Genomic DNA, 15,167 nt, shown 5'->3' with positions numbered 1-15,167 from the left:
GCTGAAGAGGATATGTACATCGGTAATGATTTAAGGCAAAGAGCTTTTAATTATTGGGTTGTTAAAGAGCAACAATCAAACAAAGTCCATCTAACATATTCAGTGCATAACTCAGAAAATCGACAATATATTCCCAGCTAGCATCCAAGGGTAACTGGCCAAAAAGAGTATCCGTTGCGAAGTCCGCCAGCTAACACCACTTTTCCTAGTGCAGTCAGCAGATTACAACCTATTTTCGCCAGTGCATTCTGATGTACGGACGCATAAGCCCCGAAGTGCACTTTTGCACCCCGTTTCCCGCGCAGCCAGAGATCATGCATACTTTGAAGAAGGTCTGTAAGCTCTCAGGCCGCAAGCAACAGCAGCTCATTAATTTTATTGAGATGTTCACGGCTAAGCGACCCCCAATGGGGAAGTGGATCTGACAGGTAAAAAAATCCCAACCGTAAGGGTTGGGATTTTTATGTTATTTAGATAACGGCTCAAGATTAAGAAGATGGGATTTTGCTTTTTCTATAACCTGCAAAAACTCATCATAATTAAAATAAAGGATATCGCTATCATGCGGATAAATACTAATATTCACAGATTTTTTATCATCCGAGAGCGATATTTCCCCCCATTGGACCCGGTTAAAAGATAGTTCCGCATATAGATCATCTCTTTCTATTGAACTACCTACACTATATTCCAACATATTGAGACTCTCTCTATTTGATTGGTGGCTCACGGAAGCCTATTAGCCTTGAACCATCTGCATTAAATCTCAATGCACGACCATCAGGTGCAGTTGCTTCTGTAAGCATACCTGTTTTAGTTCCACATACTTTTGAGAGTTCCGGTTTTTCAGCCATCAGCCGGTATTCTTCCGGCGTCAGGTTATTCAGGGATTCATGAGGCCGCTCACCGGTTCATCACGCCGGGTATCGGGCTGATAAAAATACACCGTCCTGCTCAGCGATACTGTCCTGCATGCCTGGCGGATGCTCATGGAAAATTGTGCAGTCAGATAGCTGACAAGCTCCCGCTTTATCGCTGGTTTTAGAGCTTTTTTTCAATAACGTCCTTCAGCGCCCGGCATTCCAGACTCAGATCGGCAAACATCTGCTTCAGACGACGATTCTCGTCCTCAAGATCTTTGATTTTTTTGATATCAGCGGCTTCCATCCCGCCATATTTCGCCTTCCAGTTGTAGTAGCTGGCTTCGGAAATAGCGGCTTCGCGGCACACATCTTTGACGGTGCGCCCGGCTTCGACAGACTTCAGAACGGCGATGATCTGGTGCTCGGTGAATCGGATCTTACGCATAGCGATCTCCACTGGTGACATAATCAGTATGTCGGAAGATCTCTAAAAGTGAATGGTTCGGTTAAGCGGGATACTTACAGTATTTCTACCCGTATACGGGTTGCCATCAGTGTTACCTGTATTGCTTGTTGACCCACCATTAGAGATACCAGCGGGATAAGCAACGATGTGCTTCGGCTGACTGACAGACAAAAAGATCCCGACTTGGTGGCCGGGATCTGTATTTCTAACAAGAAGTTAATTGATCTATTTTCTTTATATCTAACAGTAGCCGCTCATTAAAATCACTTTTATCTAATTGATTTAAAATTAAACTTATTCTTTTAAGATAAGGTAATACGCTTTTTGCTTCGTTAGGGCTCAAGGATGCGATTGATGATATTAGCTGCCCATCGTAATCATCCCCAGCTAAGGGGTCACCTTGCAAAATAGCCTCTGCTCTTGGTAACACATCACCTAAAAACAGATTTTGTCTTATAGCTCGTGCAATATCTCCAACATCCAGTTTATCAAGTGGTACATCTACAATACTGCTAAACCACTCATCAAGAGATGATCTGGCGTTGGGCTCATAATTACAACCTTTCGCCATTAATCGGTCTCTAAACGTTGTCATATGCCGTATCCTTTTATAGCTGATTCTATTTTATTAATCGCTTCTGTTGCCCTTCCATATGCTGCCTGAGCTTCCGGATTATTAACATTTTTCAGGGTGTTTGCATGATTCCTTAAACCATTAAGGGTATCTTGCATCTCCTTCATATGATTCCAGTTTTGCCCTGGACTATCCGGTTTAGGGATAGGGTTACCATCCATGTCTTTAAGAGAGCCTGTAATATCATCATCTTTTAATGAATTTTTTATGAGGTTGTCGATTTTTCTAACAGAACTTTCTTGCTTCTGATTCAATTTTTCGACTTTTTTCTCTTCAGAATTTTTTGGATCATTTTCTGGCGGTGGTGGTGTTCCTGAACCTGTACCCCCTAACTCAGCTTTATCTGCATCTGTTAGATCTTTACCGATATTTGGAGTGGAATCAGCATCAGAATTGAGCATACCTGCTATCAGATGTAATGCAAAAGCAGCTTCCATAGGGCAGCTTCCGCCTGATAAACACTGTTTGACGGCGTCCTGACCAAATTCAGTGACTGCTTTATCCAGTGCCAGCGCGGCTTCCTGATTCGCGCTTCGTACTGATGGCCAATCTCAGCGGTGATCTGCTCACCGGAAACCTGTGCGCCCCTGATGTTCAGATCGTTACCGGCATTGATGTTCAGGTTGTTGCCTGCGCCGATTTCGGAATTCGTCCAGGTGGTGCCGTCGCCGTGGTTTTTGCCTGCGGCAGCGTTGACGTCGGTGAAGATTCTGATGCCAGGTTTTTAAAGAGCGTCTGGATTAACGGCCTAGCTTAATTACTAAGTGACTCAAACTTCACCATTTCCGGAGACCAGCGGGGGTACGCAACGATGTGCTGCGGCTGAATGATAGATAATAAGATCCCGGCGACTAGGCCGGGATCTTATTGTATTTAATGGGTTATTAATATATTTACTAACTTCTCAGCAATAGCACGTTCCACATCTTCATTACCATCCAAACACATGTAATCATTAACAACCCACCGAAGGTAAGTATAGATTTCGTTAACACTTTTTCCTTGATTAAGCATCTCAGAGATTGGGTGTACATATGAGTCATATTCATCCTGAGCGTCTGGTAAATCACTAACACCGATTGGATCCCAATCGTGCAGTAAAATGGTTCTTATTTTTTCATATAGCATTACATTATTCATTTTTCGGTGCCCCTGGAATAACTGTCACAACACTCCCAGTATTTGAGTTAACAATTACACGCAAATTATTTGTCGAATCATAGTAACCAGTCGTCCCAGATTTAGTGGAATATTGTGTTCCAGTCTTGATTGTATTTTCTATTGCTGATGGTGGAATTCCTCTTCCTTGCATAAGGTCAACAGCATGGGCTGAGTAATTCCGTTCACCGATAACTGTGGATACGTTGGAGCCTTTAGTATTTATGGGATTCCCACTTCTTCCCGTAGGATTGTATGATCCACCACGTGGCCCCCCGCCTCCAAATCCACCATCCATCGGATCAACCAAGGATTTACAAGTCATTGGACTACAATTACGCCCCAGCGCATTATTCTCCGCCTCATTTTTCCCGCCCTTAGCCCCATCGATCCCCGAGCTTACATCTCCCCCCACAACGCCACCGGCGATCCCTGAGGCTAACGTTGCCAGCGCAACTACACCTTGTTTCTCTTCCTCGCTCAGATCTTTGATGTCTTTGCCCGGATAGAGCGCTTCGGCGATGTACTTCGCGCCTGCTGCTGACAGCCCGGCACCGGCCGCGCCCGCTGCGGCATTGCCGCCTTGCATGTCGGCGACGACGGCACCGGCCAGCGCGTGGCTGATGATGCGTTCAGCGCCTTCGGCGGTGTGGGTTTTGATATATTCAGCCATGTAAGGCGCGGCTGCGCCCGCCACGGCGGAGCCCCAGTCGCCTCCCGTCAGGCCTTGTACGGCGGCGGTGATCGCCTGTACGGCTTTCTGTTTATCGCTGCCGGTGCCGTAGTCGTTTAGCGCCGTGTCGTAGGCGCGTCTGGCGATGTCTTCACCAGTTGGCGTTTTCCCTTCAGCTTCCAGCGCGGCTTTCGCGGCGGCGAGATTGTCGGGATTTTTCGCCGCTTCCTGTGCCGCGATTTTCCCTTCGGTGCGCACGATGTCCGCGACCTGCGAGCCAATCTGCGCGATGGCGCGGTTCTCGTCGATGCGCTGCTGTTCTTTAGCGGCATCGAAGATGGGCGCCAGCGTGCTGTGGGCGTTGTCGGTGTCGCGGCTTAACTCAGCGACATCCTGCGTATGTTTCTCTTTATCGCGGATAACGATCGTGCCGTCCGCGACAGCGGAACCGGTAGTGCTGGCGGCGCTGCCGTCGTTGTTCAGCCCGGCGAGCATGCCGTTAGCCATATTGCCCATGAACTGTGAGGCGGTGTTGCCGCTGGAGCTCATGCTGGCGCTGCTGCTCTCGACGCTGTAATCAGCTTTGTTGCGGATGTCGTTCCAGCCCAGCGTGCCGGTATCGAGGCGGTTTTTGTCCGACGTGGCACCGGAGGCAATCACGCCGCCGTTAAGCTGGGTGTGGTTGCCGACGGTGATGTCGAAGCCGCCGTTGCCCGCGAATATGCCGCTCTGGTCGGTGACGCTGGCATAGTCGGCGTTCATTTTGTCCTGCGTCAGGCTGATGTAACCGCCACCGTACACCCAGCCTGCTCCTGAAGAGCGACTGGCTGGAAGAAGACGGATTAGGGACTGATACGCCGGTTACGACTGCTGTTGAACGAGGGCAACTGGTGATCAGGCCTGCTGAGTGACTGAAAAGAAATCCCGGCGATTTGGCCGGGATTTACTTACTTGTAGGATCTGTAATGACGATAGTAAATCAGCCAGCTACCTGAGCCACAAATAGGCCCAGCAAATAGACTAATACGGTAAGCTCTTCGAATATCTTCAAGTGAAAAAAGAAAATCTCCACCAAAAGAGAACCATACAAATGTTCTCAGCATTAAAAAAATAACCACAGCCATAGAAAGAACAACCAATACCCATATGATATTGAACATAAAAAAAGAAAATACTGCCTTCATATTCATTATTTTTTCTCCTGAAGACTATTTATTTGCTCGTTAATAATGGCACCAGACCCTTCTGTTGCAATAGCAGCTCCTGTATTACCTGCTATACCGGGAATAGAACTTGGTGTTAATGGTTTTGATATGCCCATTCCCATATCAACCCATTCATAGCTTTTCCAGTTCGGATTAAATATGTTGTTCAAAGATCCCTGTGCAAACTTACCGATCCCGTAACTGGCTGGAAGAGGCGGGGTTTGGGACAGATACGCCGGTGAATGTGACCGTAGAACTGAGCCAGTTGGTGATCCGACCATTAGCTGAGTGACAGGTAAAAAAATCCCAGCCGCAAAGGCTGGGATTTGAGCTTACCGGTGACGATATAAATTAAATATATGCATAAGCCAAGTGCCTACACCACCGATAGCGCCGCCTGCTAATCCTACTTTAAAACTTATATAAAGCAGTTCCTTAAATGGAATAGCAATATCATTAGACCAATATGTAAACAGTCGACTTAAGAAAGCGACAACAAAAATGATAAAAGTACCCATTGCTATTACATATATAAGAATGAGCAATTCTCGCTTCATTTAATTGGATCCTTTCTTTTTATTCTGCTCTACCATTTTAGAACCGCCCTGAGCAGCACCTTCGGTGGTGGTTGAACCAGCTATAGTACCCCACGTTTCTGGACGAGCATCAAATTGCAATGGCTTACTAATCCCCATCCCCATATCCACCCATTCATAACTTTTCCATGTAGGGTTCAACACTTTATTCAGCGGCAATTCAATCAAATATTTACCCATCCCGTAGCCCAATGCAGATCCACCTGCTGCCCAGCCAGCCCCTGTCAGAGTATCACCTCCGTTAAGGTAGCTTGATGTCGCCCCCCCAGCAGCATTCCAGCCTACCGTACCAATAAATCCGGTATTTGCCGTAAATGCACCAACATAGGTCGCGATTAATACATCTGTTGGATTAACTGTTCCGTTAATCGCATATTGAATACCAGCGTTCGCTGTACCACCGATGCCAGCAGTGACCTGCATTCCACCCGGTATGTAGATGAGACCTGCGGTCGCCATAGCTGTTGCATAGGCCTGATTCTCGGCGAGTCCTCGCTGACAACTTGCTGAGTTTGGAGCTGTTGCACATGAAAGTACATCTTCTCCATGCGCTTTTACTTTTTGCTCCTGACCCCATTCCGTACCACCGAATAGATTATTGCTGATTTCGTTTTGACCCGATTTCGCCCCATCAATCCCCGAGCTTACCTCTCCTCCGACAACGCCACCGGCGATCCCTGAGGCTAACGTTGCCAGCGCAACCACGCCTTGTTTCTCTTCTTCGCTCAGATTTTTGATGTCTTTGCCAGGATAGAGCGCTTCGGCGATGTACTTCGCGCCTGCAGCTGACAGCCCGGCACCGGCCGCACCCGCAGCGGCATTGCCGCCTTGCATTTCGGCGACGACGGCACCGGCCAGCGCGTGGCTGATGATGCGCTGGGCGCCTTCGGCGGTGTGGGTTTTGATGTATTCAGCCATGTAAGGCGCGGCTGCGCCCGCCACGGCGGAGCTCCAGTCGCCTCCCGTCAGGCCTTGTATGGCGGCGGTGATCGCCTGTACGGCTTTCTGTTTATCGCTGCCGGTGCCGTAGTCGTTTAGCGCCGTGTCGTAGGCGCGTCTGGCGATGTCTTCACCGGTTGGCGTTTTTCCTTCGGCTTCCAGCGCGGCTTTCGCGGCGGCGAGATTGTCGGGATTTTTCGCCGCTTCCTGTGCCGCGATTTTCCCTTCGGTGCGCACGATATCCGCGACCTGCGAGCCAATCTGCGCGATGGCGCGGTTCTCGTCGATGCGCTGCTGTTCTTTGGCAGCATCGAAGATCGGCGCCAGCGTGCTGTGGGCGTTGTCGGTGTCGCGGCTTAACTCAGCGACATCCTGCGTCTGTTTCTCTTTATCGCGGATAACGATCGTGCCGTCCGCGACAGCGGAACCGGTGGAGCTGGCGGCGCTGCCGTCATTGTTCAGCCCGGCGAGCATGCCGTTGGCCATATTGCCCATGAACTGTGAGGCGGTGTTACCGCTTGAGCTCATGCTGGCGCTGCTGCTCTCGACGCTGTAATCGGCTTTGTTGCGGATGTCGTTCCAGCTCAGCGTGCCGGTATCGAGGCGGTTTTTGTCCGACGTCGCACCGGAGGCAATCACGCCGCCGTTAAGCTGGGTGTGGTTGCCGACGGTGATGTCAAAGCCGCCGTTGCCCGCGAATATGCCGCTCTGGTCGGTGACGCTGGCATAGTCGGCGTTCATTTTGTCCTGCGTCAGGCTGATGTACCCGCTGCCGCCACCGCCGCCCCAGGTAAAGCTGCCGCCCGCTGCGGCGCTCTGCTGTTTCGAATCGTAATGTTCGGTGTCCTGCAGGCTTTCGACCGTCAGGTTGCGGCCAATCTCAGCGGTGATCTGCTCACCGGAAACCTGTGCGCCCCTGATGTTCAGATCGTTACCGGCATTGATGTTCAGGTTGTTGCCCGCGCCGATTTCGGAATTCGTCCAGGTGGTGCCGTCGCCGTGGTTTTTGCCTGCGGCTGCGTTGACGTCGGCGAAAATGCTTAGCCCGGCTTTTTCACCGCTGACCCCGAAACTGATGCCGATATCGCCGCCGGCGCTGCTGTTTTTGCCGGTGGTTTTTTGGGTGTTATCCGCCGCCAGCAGGTTGATGTCGTCGGTAGCGGACAAGCTCAGATCACCGTCAGCTTTGATTTTGCTGCCGATAACATTGAGGTCGCCCTCGCGTGCTTCGATCGTGGCGCTGCCGCCGGCCATCACCGACGAACCGGTGGCGGCGCGTTGATCGGTTATCTGCTCGGACCGGCTTTCCTGATGGCTGATGGAGGCCGAGATGCCGATAAAGCTATTTTCCCCGCTGTTGTTGCCGTCGAGCTGGGTACCCTGATACGCCTGATAGCCGTTCAGTCCGGCTTTGATGCCATCAAGTGCTGCCATCCGGCCGCTGCTGTCATCACTGGCACTTTGTGCGGCGGTATAGCCGCTGTTAGCGGCTGCACCGGCGGTACCCGACAGGGCGATGTTCAGGCCGGTGGTTTTTTGTTCGAAGGTCTCTTTGCGGTGCAGGGCGTCCTGACCGGGGTCAATCTGCACGCTTTTGCCGCTGATCAGCATGTCCTGAGTGGAGATCACGTCCGAGCCGCTGACGTGGACGTTGTTGCCCGCCATCAGGCTGACGTCGCCGCCGAGGCTGCCAATCGAGCTTGCGCTCTGGCTTTGTGTGGTGCCGTCTTCGTTGACGCGGTGGCGGGTTTCGGTGGTACCGAGGGTGAAGCCCAGTCCTCCGCCGCTGAACAGGCCGCTTTTTTTCTTCTCATCCAGACGGTAGGCGGATTGTTCTTCGGTGGATGCCAGAACGTTGATGTCGTTGCCTGCCAGCAGGCTGACATTGCTGTCGCCGATGACGCTGGATCCATTCACGTTGAGGTCGTGACCGGCCATCATCGAAACATTGTCGCCGCCGAGCTGGGTACCTTTCTCGTGAGTCGCGTAATCTTCCCGCACGGTGTGTGTGGTGGTTTTTGAGAAAATACCGCCCGAGGTTTTCGTCTGCTCGAAGAAGGAATAATCGCTTTCCGTGACGCTGTTAAGGGTGATGTCACGTCCGGCAGTAACGGCCAGATCGCCCGTAGCATCGACTTGTGCGCCATTGAAGGTCACATCCTGTCCGGCCTGAATGCGGGTGTCGCCACCGCTAGTGAGTCCGGTGCCTTGCTGACGGATTTGCTCATCGATCTGCTGTTTTTTCTTGCCGTGAGATTCGCTGTAGCTGCTGATGGCTTCGGCGTTGAGATTAACGTCACGTCCGGCCGCTAATGTGGCGTTGTCGCCCGCACTCATGCTGGCTGCCTGCGAATTGAGGTCACGACCGGCCACCAGCGTTAAATCCCCACCTGCGTTAAGCGTGGTGTTATCTACCAGGCTGAGGCGTTGTTCGCTGTTGCTGGTTTTGCTGCGGGCGCTCTGTTCCTGCGTTTGCAGGTTAATGTCGTTGCCGGCTTTGAGCGTGGCATCGCCTTTTGCGGCAATCTGACTGGCGCTGATGTTCAGGTCATGACCGGCCTGCATGGCGAGGCTGCCACCGGCGGAAATGCTGCTGGCCTGCGTGTCGGTACTCTCCGTCAGGGTGTTCTGGCCGCGTGAACTGCGCTGGTCAAGCTCTCGGGTCTGGTTGGCGCTGATATTGATATCGCCCAGCGCCTGCATGGCAAGATCGCTGCCAGCGCTGAGGTGTGCACCGGTGATATCGATATTTTTACCGGCGTACATCGACAGGGCATCACCCGCCGTGATCGAGGCCATATCGCCGGTCTGGGTGTCTGAGAGGGCGAGGGTATCGACGCCGGATTTACCCGCAGCGTTCCACTGATTGGTCAGTGTCTTGTTGATCAGGTTGCCGTCGAAGCTGACCAGCGAAACGCTCTGACCGCTGATGGTCGAGCCGATGTTACTGATGTCGCCGAGCGCGAACAGGCTGAGATCGCCACCCGCTTTCATCAGCCCGGCATCGAGGTTATCAATAGTGCTCTGGCCCGAAACGTAAAGACCGGAGCTGGCCTGCATCGTCGAACCGCTGTTGGTGACCGTGCCGCCCGCCAGCTGAATGTTGTTACCGGCGATCACGCTGCCGGTGGCGGGTGCGACGTCTTTCGGGGAAAGGTACAGTTTGGGGATCAGCACATTCTGGCCGTTCACCACGCTGTTTTCCCACCACAAAATACTTTTATCCAGTGAGGCCACTTGTGCCGCGGTTAGCGCCACGCCAAAGGATAAACCGAGTGACTGTTGCGCGAGGGCAGCGTTATCCATCAGATATTGCATCTGTGCCAGATCGGAGCCAAATCCGTTGATGTAGCGGCTGCCGGTGGTGTTAATCAGCGCGTTGCTGACGTAGCGGGTATCGAATGCCGCATCGCCGAGGAAACGGTAGTCGTAATCAGGGTGCAGATTCAGGCGGTCGAGGAAATAGGCTGAGCCGATAAACGAGGATTCTTCCGTGTACTGGCGGCCGGTTTCACGTGGCGCGACCGGCGCTTTCATTCCCTGCATCGCATAGATTTCGTTGAACAGGCTGTTATCCAGTTGTCCGAGTCCGTCCAGTTTCGGGTTGGTGATAATGAGATACGGACTTTGCGGGTCGGTGCTCACCACGAAATAGCCGCTGTTGCTGGTGGGCAGCGGGTAATCGCCGCTGTTGAGCGTCGTGCCGCCGTTCAGGGTTTGCAGAGCATCGGCAATACTGTCACGCCATTGCGGGGCGGTGATCTCTTCCTGTGAGGCGCTGGCCAGATCCTGCGACGATGCACCGGCGAATTCAGCCGGTGCGCTGAGGGAATTCAGCGCAGGGGCAGAAAGTTCATGGCTGATGCTGCCGGCATGGGCAGAGGATGAAGTGTTGCTGATATCGCTGGCAAAGGTAGCGGTCAGGTTGCCACCGGCCTGGATCACCGCGCGGTAAGCGGCGGCGTCGCTGCTGGTTTCATAAACCGGTGCACCGGTCAGGTCAAAACGAACGGTAGTTGATGATGCCTTCTGAGTGGCATATTCCGTCGCGCTCACAGACTCACGGCAACCGGCGGCTTTTGCACAGTTGTAATGATAAATCTGGTAGGCCGAGACGGTGCCGGTGTCGACAGAATTGTTGTTCAGCCGGTCGCCGGACAGCGTCATGTTACCGCCTGATAGCAGGCTGCTGGCATTATTGTCCAGTGTGCTGGCCTGCACGGTGAGATCACGGCCTGCTGCAATCCTGGCCGCATTACCTCCCGCCGTTGCCGTCCAGGTTTCATCACTGATGAGGACTTTTTTATCCTCTAGTTGCGGGCTGATCAGTACAAAATAGCGGGTCGTACAGTGGTCGTTGACGCCGCCACCGCAAATCGTTTCTTTATCGTAGGTCAGTAAAGCGGGATCAATGTCTTTCAGTGAAACGTCAATGTAGGCCTGACCCGCCGGGACATACTGATGAGTTTCATGGGAGAAACTCAGTCCGTTGCGTTCATTGAGCAAATGGCCGGTGTAAATCGAGATATCGCCATGGGTTGTTTCGATGGTCCCGGAGCTGTTGACCGTTTCACTACTGGCATTCCCTGCGGCATCTTTCATCATCCACAGGTTGTTTCCGGCCAGAATGTCGCCCTGAATATTACTGATGCGGTCAGCCAAAAGTGTCATGTCGAGCGCGGAATAGAGCAGGGCGCTGTTGGTCAGTGTGCCGGTGGCGCTCAGAAGCAGGTTCCCGGCAGTGCCGATAAATCCGCTGTTGGCGATATCTGCGCGGCTTTCAAGGCTGACATCACCGCCAGATTGCAGTCTGCCGCTGGCATTCTGCCGGATGTTTCCTGCACGGATGCTGAAGATGCCGTCACCGCCCGTCAGGGTACCCTGATTGCTGAAGTCACCTCCGCTGGTCAGTAAGAGGCTTTGCCCCTGCATCGTGCCGTTTTGAATGAAATCACCTGACGTGCCGACGTTTAATGCCTTTCCTGCCGCCACTGTGCCGTTTTGGGTTAATGCTTCCAGCAACGTCAGCGTGACATTCCCCAGCGCCACAATCTGGCCGTTTTGCGCCAGCGTGCGGCTGTTCAGCGTGATATCGCCTGCACTGAAAATTTTCGCAATGCTGGCGTTGGCGAGCGTCTGTGTCGTCAGGTTGAGCATTTGCGCGGCAAACAACGTGCCGGTGTTATTCACGCTGGCCTGATCAAGCGTCAGCGCACCTGCCTGAACCGTTCCGCTGTTTTCCAGCGCATTCCCGCCGAGCGTGGCCTGATTTTGGGCAATCAGCGTGCCGCTGTTGGTCAGCGTATTTGTGATATTCAGGTTAAGGCTGTCACTTTGCAGCCAGCCGGTGTTGAGGAAGTCAGGGGTATCAAGGCTTAACTGTCCGCCGGAAAGCAAACGTCCCTGATTACTGATGCCCTGCGAGAGATCAAAGGTGGCTCGCGTCGTGCCCTGCGCGATGCCGTCGTTGTTAAACGTCGCGGCGTTAAGATTCAGTGTGCCGTCGCTGAGGATCACACCACCGGCATGGTTTTGTGCATCGCCGGTCAGGGTCAGATCCATTGATTCCCGCGCCTGCAGGGTGCCGCTGTTATCGAGACGGGCAGTATTCAGTGTCAGCGCGCGGGTTTGCAGTTGTCCTGCGTTATCAAGGTGGCTGGCGGTGATCTCTGTGCTGCCGTTACTTTGCAGTTTGCCGGAGGATTGCTGAGTCAGTGCGTTTTGCAGCGTGAGAGTCAGTCCGTCCACACCGGAGATTTCGCCTTCATTATTCAGCGTATTACCGGAAATGCTCAGGTTTTTGGCGATCCACTGCCCCTGATTGGTCAGCGCCAGTGCCTGAAGTGCCGCCGTTCCGCTGGCAGTCAGCTTGCTATTTTGACCACTGATGAAGTTCTGCGTGAGCGTGAGTGTCAGCGCATCGGCGCTTTGAATCGTGCCGTTGTTGGTGAGCTGCTGGCCGCTGAGCAAAATATTCTGCCCCTGCCAGATACCGTCATTGACGACGGATTGCGCAGAAACCGACAGATCTCCCTGAGAGAGCAATGCGCCTTGCTGACTGTTACTGAGATCCTGCAACAACGTCATCGCCAGCGTATTAAGACCAGTCAGCGCACCACGGTTATCCACCTGCGTCTGCTGGATATTGAGCTGGCTGGCCTGCACGGTGCCGCTGTTGGTCAGCCGGTTACCGTTCAGCGCGAGGCTGCCTTCACTGAGCAGGGAACCGCTGTTTTCCAGCGTTTCTGCGCTGATTTGCATCGCACCATGGCTCATCACTTTGCCGGTGTTATCAAGCTGATGGCTGACCGTGGCCTCAAGTGATTGCTGCCCCAGCACGCTGCCACTGTTGGTAAAATCTGTGGCGAAGAGACGGGCGTTTTCACCCTGGATGATGCCGGCGTTGCCCAGTTGCGCCGCGCGGAGCGTCAGATCTGCGCCGCTCAGCAGACGACCCGACGCCGCATTCCCGAGCGTGTCGGCATGGATATCCAGCAGGGAAGAGCCCTGAATTGTGCCGGTGTTATTGAGCGAATCTGAGGTCAGGGAGAAGCTGTCCGCCAGCAGCAAACCGGCATTATTCAGTTGTGGCAGAGTAAGATCGAGCGCGCCACCGGTGACAATCTGGCCGCTGCTCAGGTTATTCAGCGAGGCGACATCCAGTTGCATGGCGCTGTTGCCCTGAAGGATCCCGCTGTTGATGAGTGAATCTGTGCTCACATGCAACGTCTCAGCCGACACGTTGCCGCCGTTACTCAGGGTGTCCGCGCGCAGGCTGACATGTTGTGCCGCCGTTTGTCCCTTATTATTAAGCGTAGCGGCCTGAACCGCCAGATTACCCCCGGCGACCTGCGTTCCGTGCAAATCAGCCGATTCCTTCAGCGTTAAGGTCATGTCCTGTTGCGACTGCAACTGCGCCTGCGTGCCGGTCACCAGCCGGTCTGCGTTGAGTGTCAGCGTGCCGAGTGAGGCCAGCTGGCCGTCAATTTGTGCATCGGACAGATGAAGCGACAACCCGCCGTCGCTGGTCAGTGAACTGTTCTGTGAACCGGTAAAACGATCGCCCTGAAGGGAGACCAGATTGTTTCCTTTGGCGGTACCGGCCAGAGAAAACTGACTGAACGTCAGCCCCAGATCATGTCCGGCAAGCAACTGCCCGTCAGCGTTCAGGCTCAGGGACGAACCGGTAAACGTGAGATCTTCTCCTGCGCTGACCATCCCGCTGAGCGTAGCCGTTTGTGCGTTTATCGCCAGCGACCCGCCTGACAGCAACTGTCCGGAATTATTCAGGGTGCTCAAGTCCAGAGTAAAATCCCCCTGAGACTGAAGTTTTCCTTTATTTTCCAGCGTGGTGGCGTGAATAACGGTGTTGCGGCTGGCGGTGATATTTCCCTGATTACTCAGCTTATCGCCCGTGAGCCGGACATCCTGCCCGGCGGTCAGACTACCTTGCAAGGCAAGGTCGCCGCTGCTGGTCAGTTCCACATCACGCTGTGCATCGATATGCGTGCCGTTATCCGCCGTTAACCGGGCACTTTGCATTTTCACCGTTTGACCGGAGGTTATCTGGCTGCCCTTTGCCTGCAACTGACCATTGCTGGTCAGGGTGAGATTCTCGTTGCTGGTGATGGTGGCGTTTTGCAGCTGCATTTCGCCCTGGCTGGTCATCGAGACGGACTGCGCCTGATGCTTGCCGCTGAGCTGAATGTCCTGCGCACGGGCAGCGAGCGAGCCTGCCGTCGCGCTGTTGCTGAGCGTCAGTTTGCCATTGGCGTCAAGCTGCATATCGCCCTGACGCGCATTGATATTGCTGAGATTGACGCCGACGCCTTTATCGCTTGAAACCAGTTTAATGCGGTTGGCGTACATGCCGCCCAGCGCGCCGGTGTCGATGGCGACACGCGGTGCGTCGCCTTTGCCCGCTAACGGCGTGACGTTGCCGCTGGCGTCAACGCGGTTGGCTCCTGCGATCACGGTCAGATCCTGCGCATTAAGTTGCGCATTGATTTCTGTTGCGCGGGAAATCAGAGAGAAATAGCCACTCTGGCTGGCGTCCAGCCCTTTGCCTTCAACGGTGATCGCGCCTTGCGTGACTTCCAGGGATTGCAGCTTGCCGTCAGCACCCAGTACCGGTTTACCGGTGGTCAGGGTGGCATTCGGCGTATTGATAAATCCGCAGCCGTTACAGGTGATGCCGTAAGGGTTGGCAACCATTACGCTGGCGCCTTTCCCCGCCACTTCCATATACCCGTTCAGTTGTGAACGGTTTGCCGACGTGACTTCGTTAATGATTGCTTTGGCTTCCTGCCCGGCCTTCAGATTAGGGTTGTTCTGGATCAGGCCGCCGAGCTGGCTTTGGGTCAGCCGGTCAGTGCCGTTATTGAGGATTAAGCCTTCGGTGCCGACGTTGAAATTCTGATACTGGTTATGGGATACGCCCGCCTGATTCGGTGTCGCGATGTTAACCACCGGCACGCCGTTTCCTGCCTGATCAACCTGCGTCGCGCCGTTTGCCACCTGCACACCTGCCGCCACGGCAGGCATCACCGGCTGAATGGCGAGAAAGGTCATCAGGGTGTAACTCATCAGACGACGCCAGACAGCGACCGGCGGTAACGTATTCTTTTCCATTT

The 15,167-nt window shown here is 53.6% G+C and carries 12 protein-coding genes and 3 pseudogenes; 2 read left to right on the top strand and 13 right to left on the bottom strand.

Going from position 1 to position 15,167, the window contains the following annotated elements; genetic code table 11:
- Nucleotides 1–466 precede the first annotated feature (466 nt).
- From ACJY2G_RS02700 to ACJY2G_RS02660, 9 genes and pseudogenes are all read right to left on the bottom strand, one after another.
- On the bottom strand, nucleotides 467–697 hold the full coding sequence (locus ACJY2G_RS02700; protein WP_430320299.1) for a hypothetical protein: 231 nt from the start codon (nucleotides 695–697) through the stop codon (nucleotides 467–469).
- Between the two features lie 13 nt (nucleotides 698–710).
- Nucleotides 711–854: a hypothetical protein gene (locus tag ACJY2G_RS02695; RefSeq protein ID WP_430320300.1), complete on the bottom strand. Its 144-nt coding sequence runs from the start codon at nucleotides 852–854 to the stop codon at nucleotides 711–713.
- Nucleotides 828–905 (bottom strand): annotated as a pseudogene (locus ACJY2G_RS02690) (integrase); the annotation flags it as partial. The gene ACJY2G_RS02695 and the pseudogene ACJY2G_RS02690, both read right to left, overlap by 27 nt.
- Nucleotides 905–1,308, bottom strand: a pseudogene (locus tag ACJY2G_RS02685) (transposase); the annotation flags it as partial. The pseudogenes ACJY2G_RS02685 and ACJY2G_RS02690, both read right to left, overlap by 1 nt.
- A gap of 226 nt (nucleotides 1,309–1,534) precedes the next feature.
- Nucleotides 1,535–1,924 (bottom strand): contact-dependent growth inhibition system immunity protein, encoded by a 390-nt coding sequence (locus ACJY2G_RS02680; RefSeq protein ID WP_430320301.1) that lies wholly within the window; start codon nucleotides 1,922–1,924, stop codon nucleotides 1,535–1,537.
- A pseudogene (locus ACJY2G_RS02675) lies at nucleotides 1,921–2,355 on the bottom strand (VENN motif pre-toxin domain-containing protein); the annotation flags it as partial. The gene ACJY2G_RS02680 and the pseudogene ACJY2G_RS02675, both read right to left, overlap by 4 nt.
- 17 nt (nucleotides 2,356–2,372) lie before the next feature.
- Nucleotides 2,373–2,672: a hemagglutinin repeat-containing protein gene (locus ACJY2G_RS02670; RefSeq protein ID WP_439291200.1), complete on the bottom strand. Its 300-nt coding sequence runs from the start codon at nucleotides 2,670–2,672 to the stop codon at nucleotides 2,373–2,375.
- 164 nt (nucleotides 2,673–2,836) lie between these two features.
- Complete coding sequence (locus ACJY2G_RS02665) at nucleotides 2,837–3,103, bottom strand: hypothetical protein (RefSeq protein WP_113878396.1); 267 nt, start codon at nucleotides 3,101–3,103, stop codon at nucleotides 2,837–2,839.
- A complete protein-coding gene (locus ACJY2G_RS02660) occupies nucleotides 3,096–4,595 on the bottom strand; it encodes a VENN motif pre-toxin domain-containing protein (RefSeq protein ID WP_430320302.1) in 1,500 nt (499 codons plus the stop codon). Before ACJY2G_RS02660 ends, ACJY2G_RS02665 begins: the two co-directional genes overlap by 8 nt.
- Nucleotides 4,596–4,600: 5 nt before the next feature.
- Here ACJY2G_RS02660 and ACJY2G_RS02655 point away from each other — a divergent pair, with 5 nt between their 5' ends.
- Nucleotides 4,601–4,705 carry a SymE family type I addiction module toxin gene (locus tag ACJY2G_RS02655; RefSeq protein WP_430324181.1) on the top strand — a complete coding sequence of 35 codons (105 nt, stop codon included), beginning with the start codon at nucleotides 4,601–4,603 and terminating at the stop codon, nucleotides 4,703–4,705.
- 36 nt (nucleotides 4,706–4,741) lie between these two features.
- On the opposite strand, the gene ACJY2G_RS02650 is transcribed toward ACJY2G_RS02655, so the two are convergent.
- Complete coding sequence (locus ACJY2G_RS02650) at nucleotides 4,742–4,984, bottom strand: hypothetical protein (protein WP_113878388.1); 243 nt, start codon at nucleotides 4,982–4,984, stop codon at nucleotides 4,742–4,744.
- Complete coding sequence (locus ACJY2G_RS02645) at nucleotides 4,984–5,169, bottom strand: hypothetical protein (protein WP_147243288.1); 186 nt, start codon at nucleotides 5,167–5,169, stop codon at nucleotides 4,984–4,986. Before ACJY2G_RS02645 ends, ACJY2G_RS02650 begins: the two co-directional genes overlap by 1 nt.
- A gap of 8 nt (nucleotides 5,170–5,177) precedes the next feature.
- Here ACJY2G_RS02645 and ACJY2G_RS02640 point away from each other — a divergent pair, with 8 nt between their 5' ends.
- A complete protein-coding gene (locus tag ACJY2G_RS02640) occupies nucleotides 5,178–5,291 on the top strand; it encodes a SymE family type I addiction module toxin (RefSeq protein WP_304486050.1) in 114 nt (37 codons plus the stop codon).
- Nucleotides 5,292–5,331: 40 nt separating this feature from the next.
- Here ACJY2G_RS02640 and ACJY2G_RS02635 read toward each other — a convergent pair whose 3' ends face one another.
- The gene (locus tag ACJY2G_RS02635; protein ID WP_113878390.1) at nucleotides 5,332–5,556 is read right to left on the bottom strand and encodes a hypothetical protein; all 225 of its coding nucleotides are present in this window, start codon (nucleotides 5,554–5,556) and stop codon (nucleotides 5,332–5,334) included.
- The gene (locus ACJY2G_RS02630; protein WP_430320303.1) at nucleotides 5,557–15,165 is read right to left on the bottom strand and encodes a hemagglutinin repeat-containing protein; all 9,609 of its coding nucleotides are present in this window, start codon (nucleotides 15,163–15,165) and stop codon (nucleotides 5,557–5,559) included.
- Nucleotides 15,166–15,167: the final 2 nt, after the last annotated feature.

This window comes from Rahnella sp. ATs2, assembly GCF_051851855.1.
Classification (GTDB): Bacteria; Pseudomonadota; Gammaproteobacteria; order Enterobacterales; family Enterobacteriaceae; genus Rahnella; species Rahnella variigena.
The sequence above is the reverse complement of the archived record's forward strand: the minus strand, read 5'-3'. Positions and strand labels throughout refer to the sequence as shown.

Coding starts and splice junctions, on each gene's coding strand:
- ACJY2G_RS02700 (WP_430320299.1), bottom strand. CDS start 697: ATGTTGGAATATAGTGTAGGTAGTTCAATAGAAAGAGATGATCTATAT.
- ACJY2G_RS02695 (WP_430320300.1), bottom strand. CDS start 854: ATGGCTGAAAAACCGGAACTCTCAAAAGTATGTGGAACTAAAACAGGT.
- ACJY2G_RS02680 (WP_430320301.1), bottom strand. CDS start 1,924: ATGACAACGTTTAGAGACCGATTAATGGCGAAAGGTTGTAATTATGAG.
- ACJY2G_RS02665 (WP_113878396.1), bottom strand. CDS start 3,103: ATGAATAATGTAATGCTATATGAAAAAATAAGAACCATTTTACTGCAC.
- ACJY2G_RS02650 (WP_113878388.1), bottom strand. CDS start 4,984: ATGAATATGAAGGCAGTATTTTCTTTTTTTATGTTCAATATCATATGG.
- ACJY2G_RS02635 (WP_113878390.1), bottom strand. CDS start 5,556: ATGAAGCGAGAATTGCTCATTCTTATATATGTAATAGCAATGGGTACT.
- ACJY2G_RS02630 (WP_430320303.1), bottom strand. CDS start 15,165: ATGGAAAAGAATACGTTACCGCCGGTCGCTGTCTGGCGTCGTCTGATG.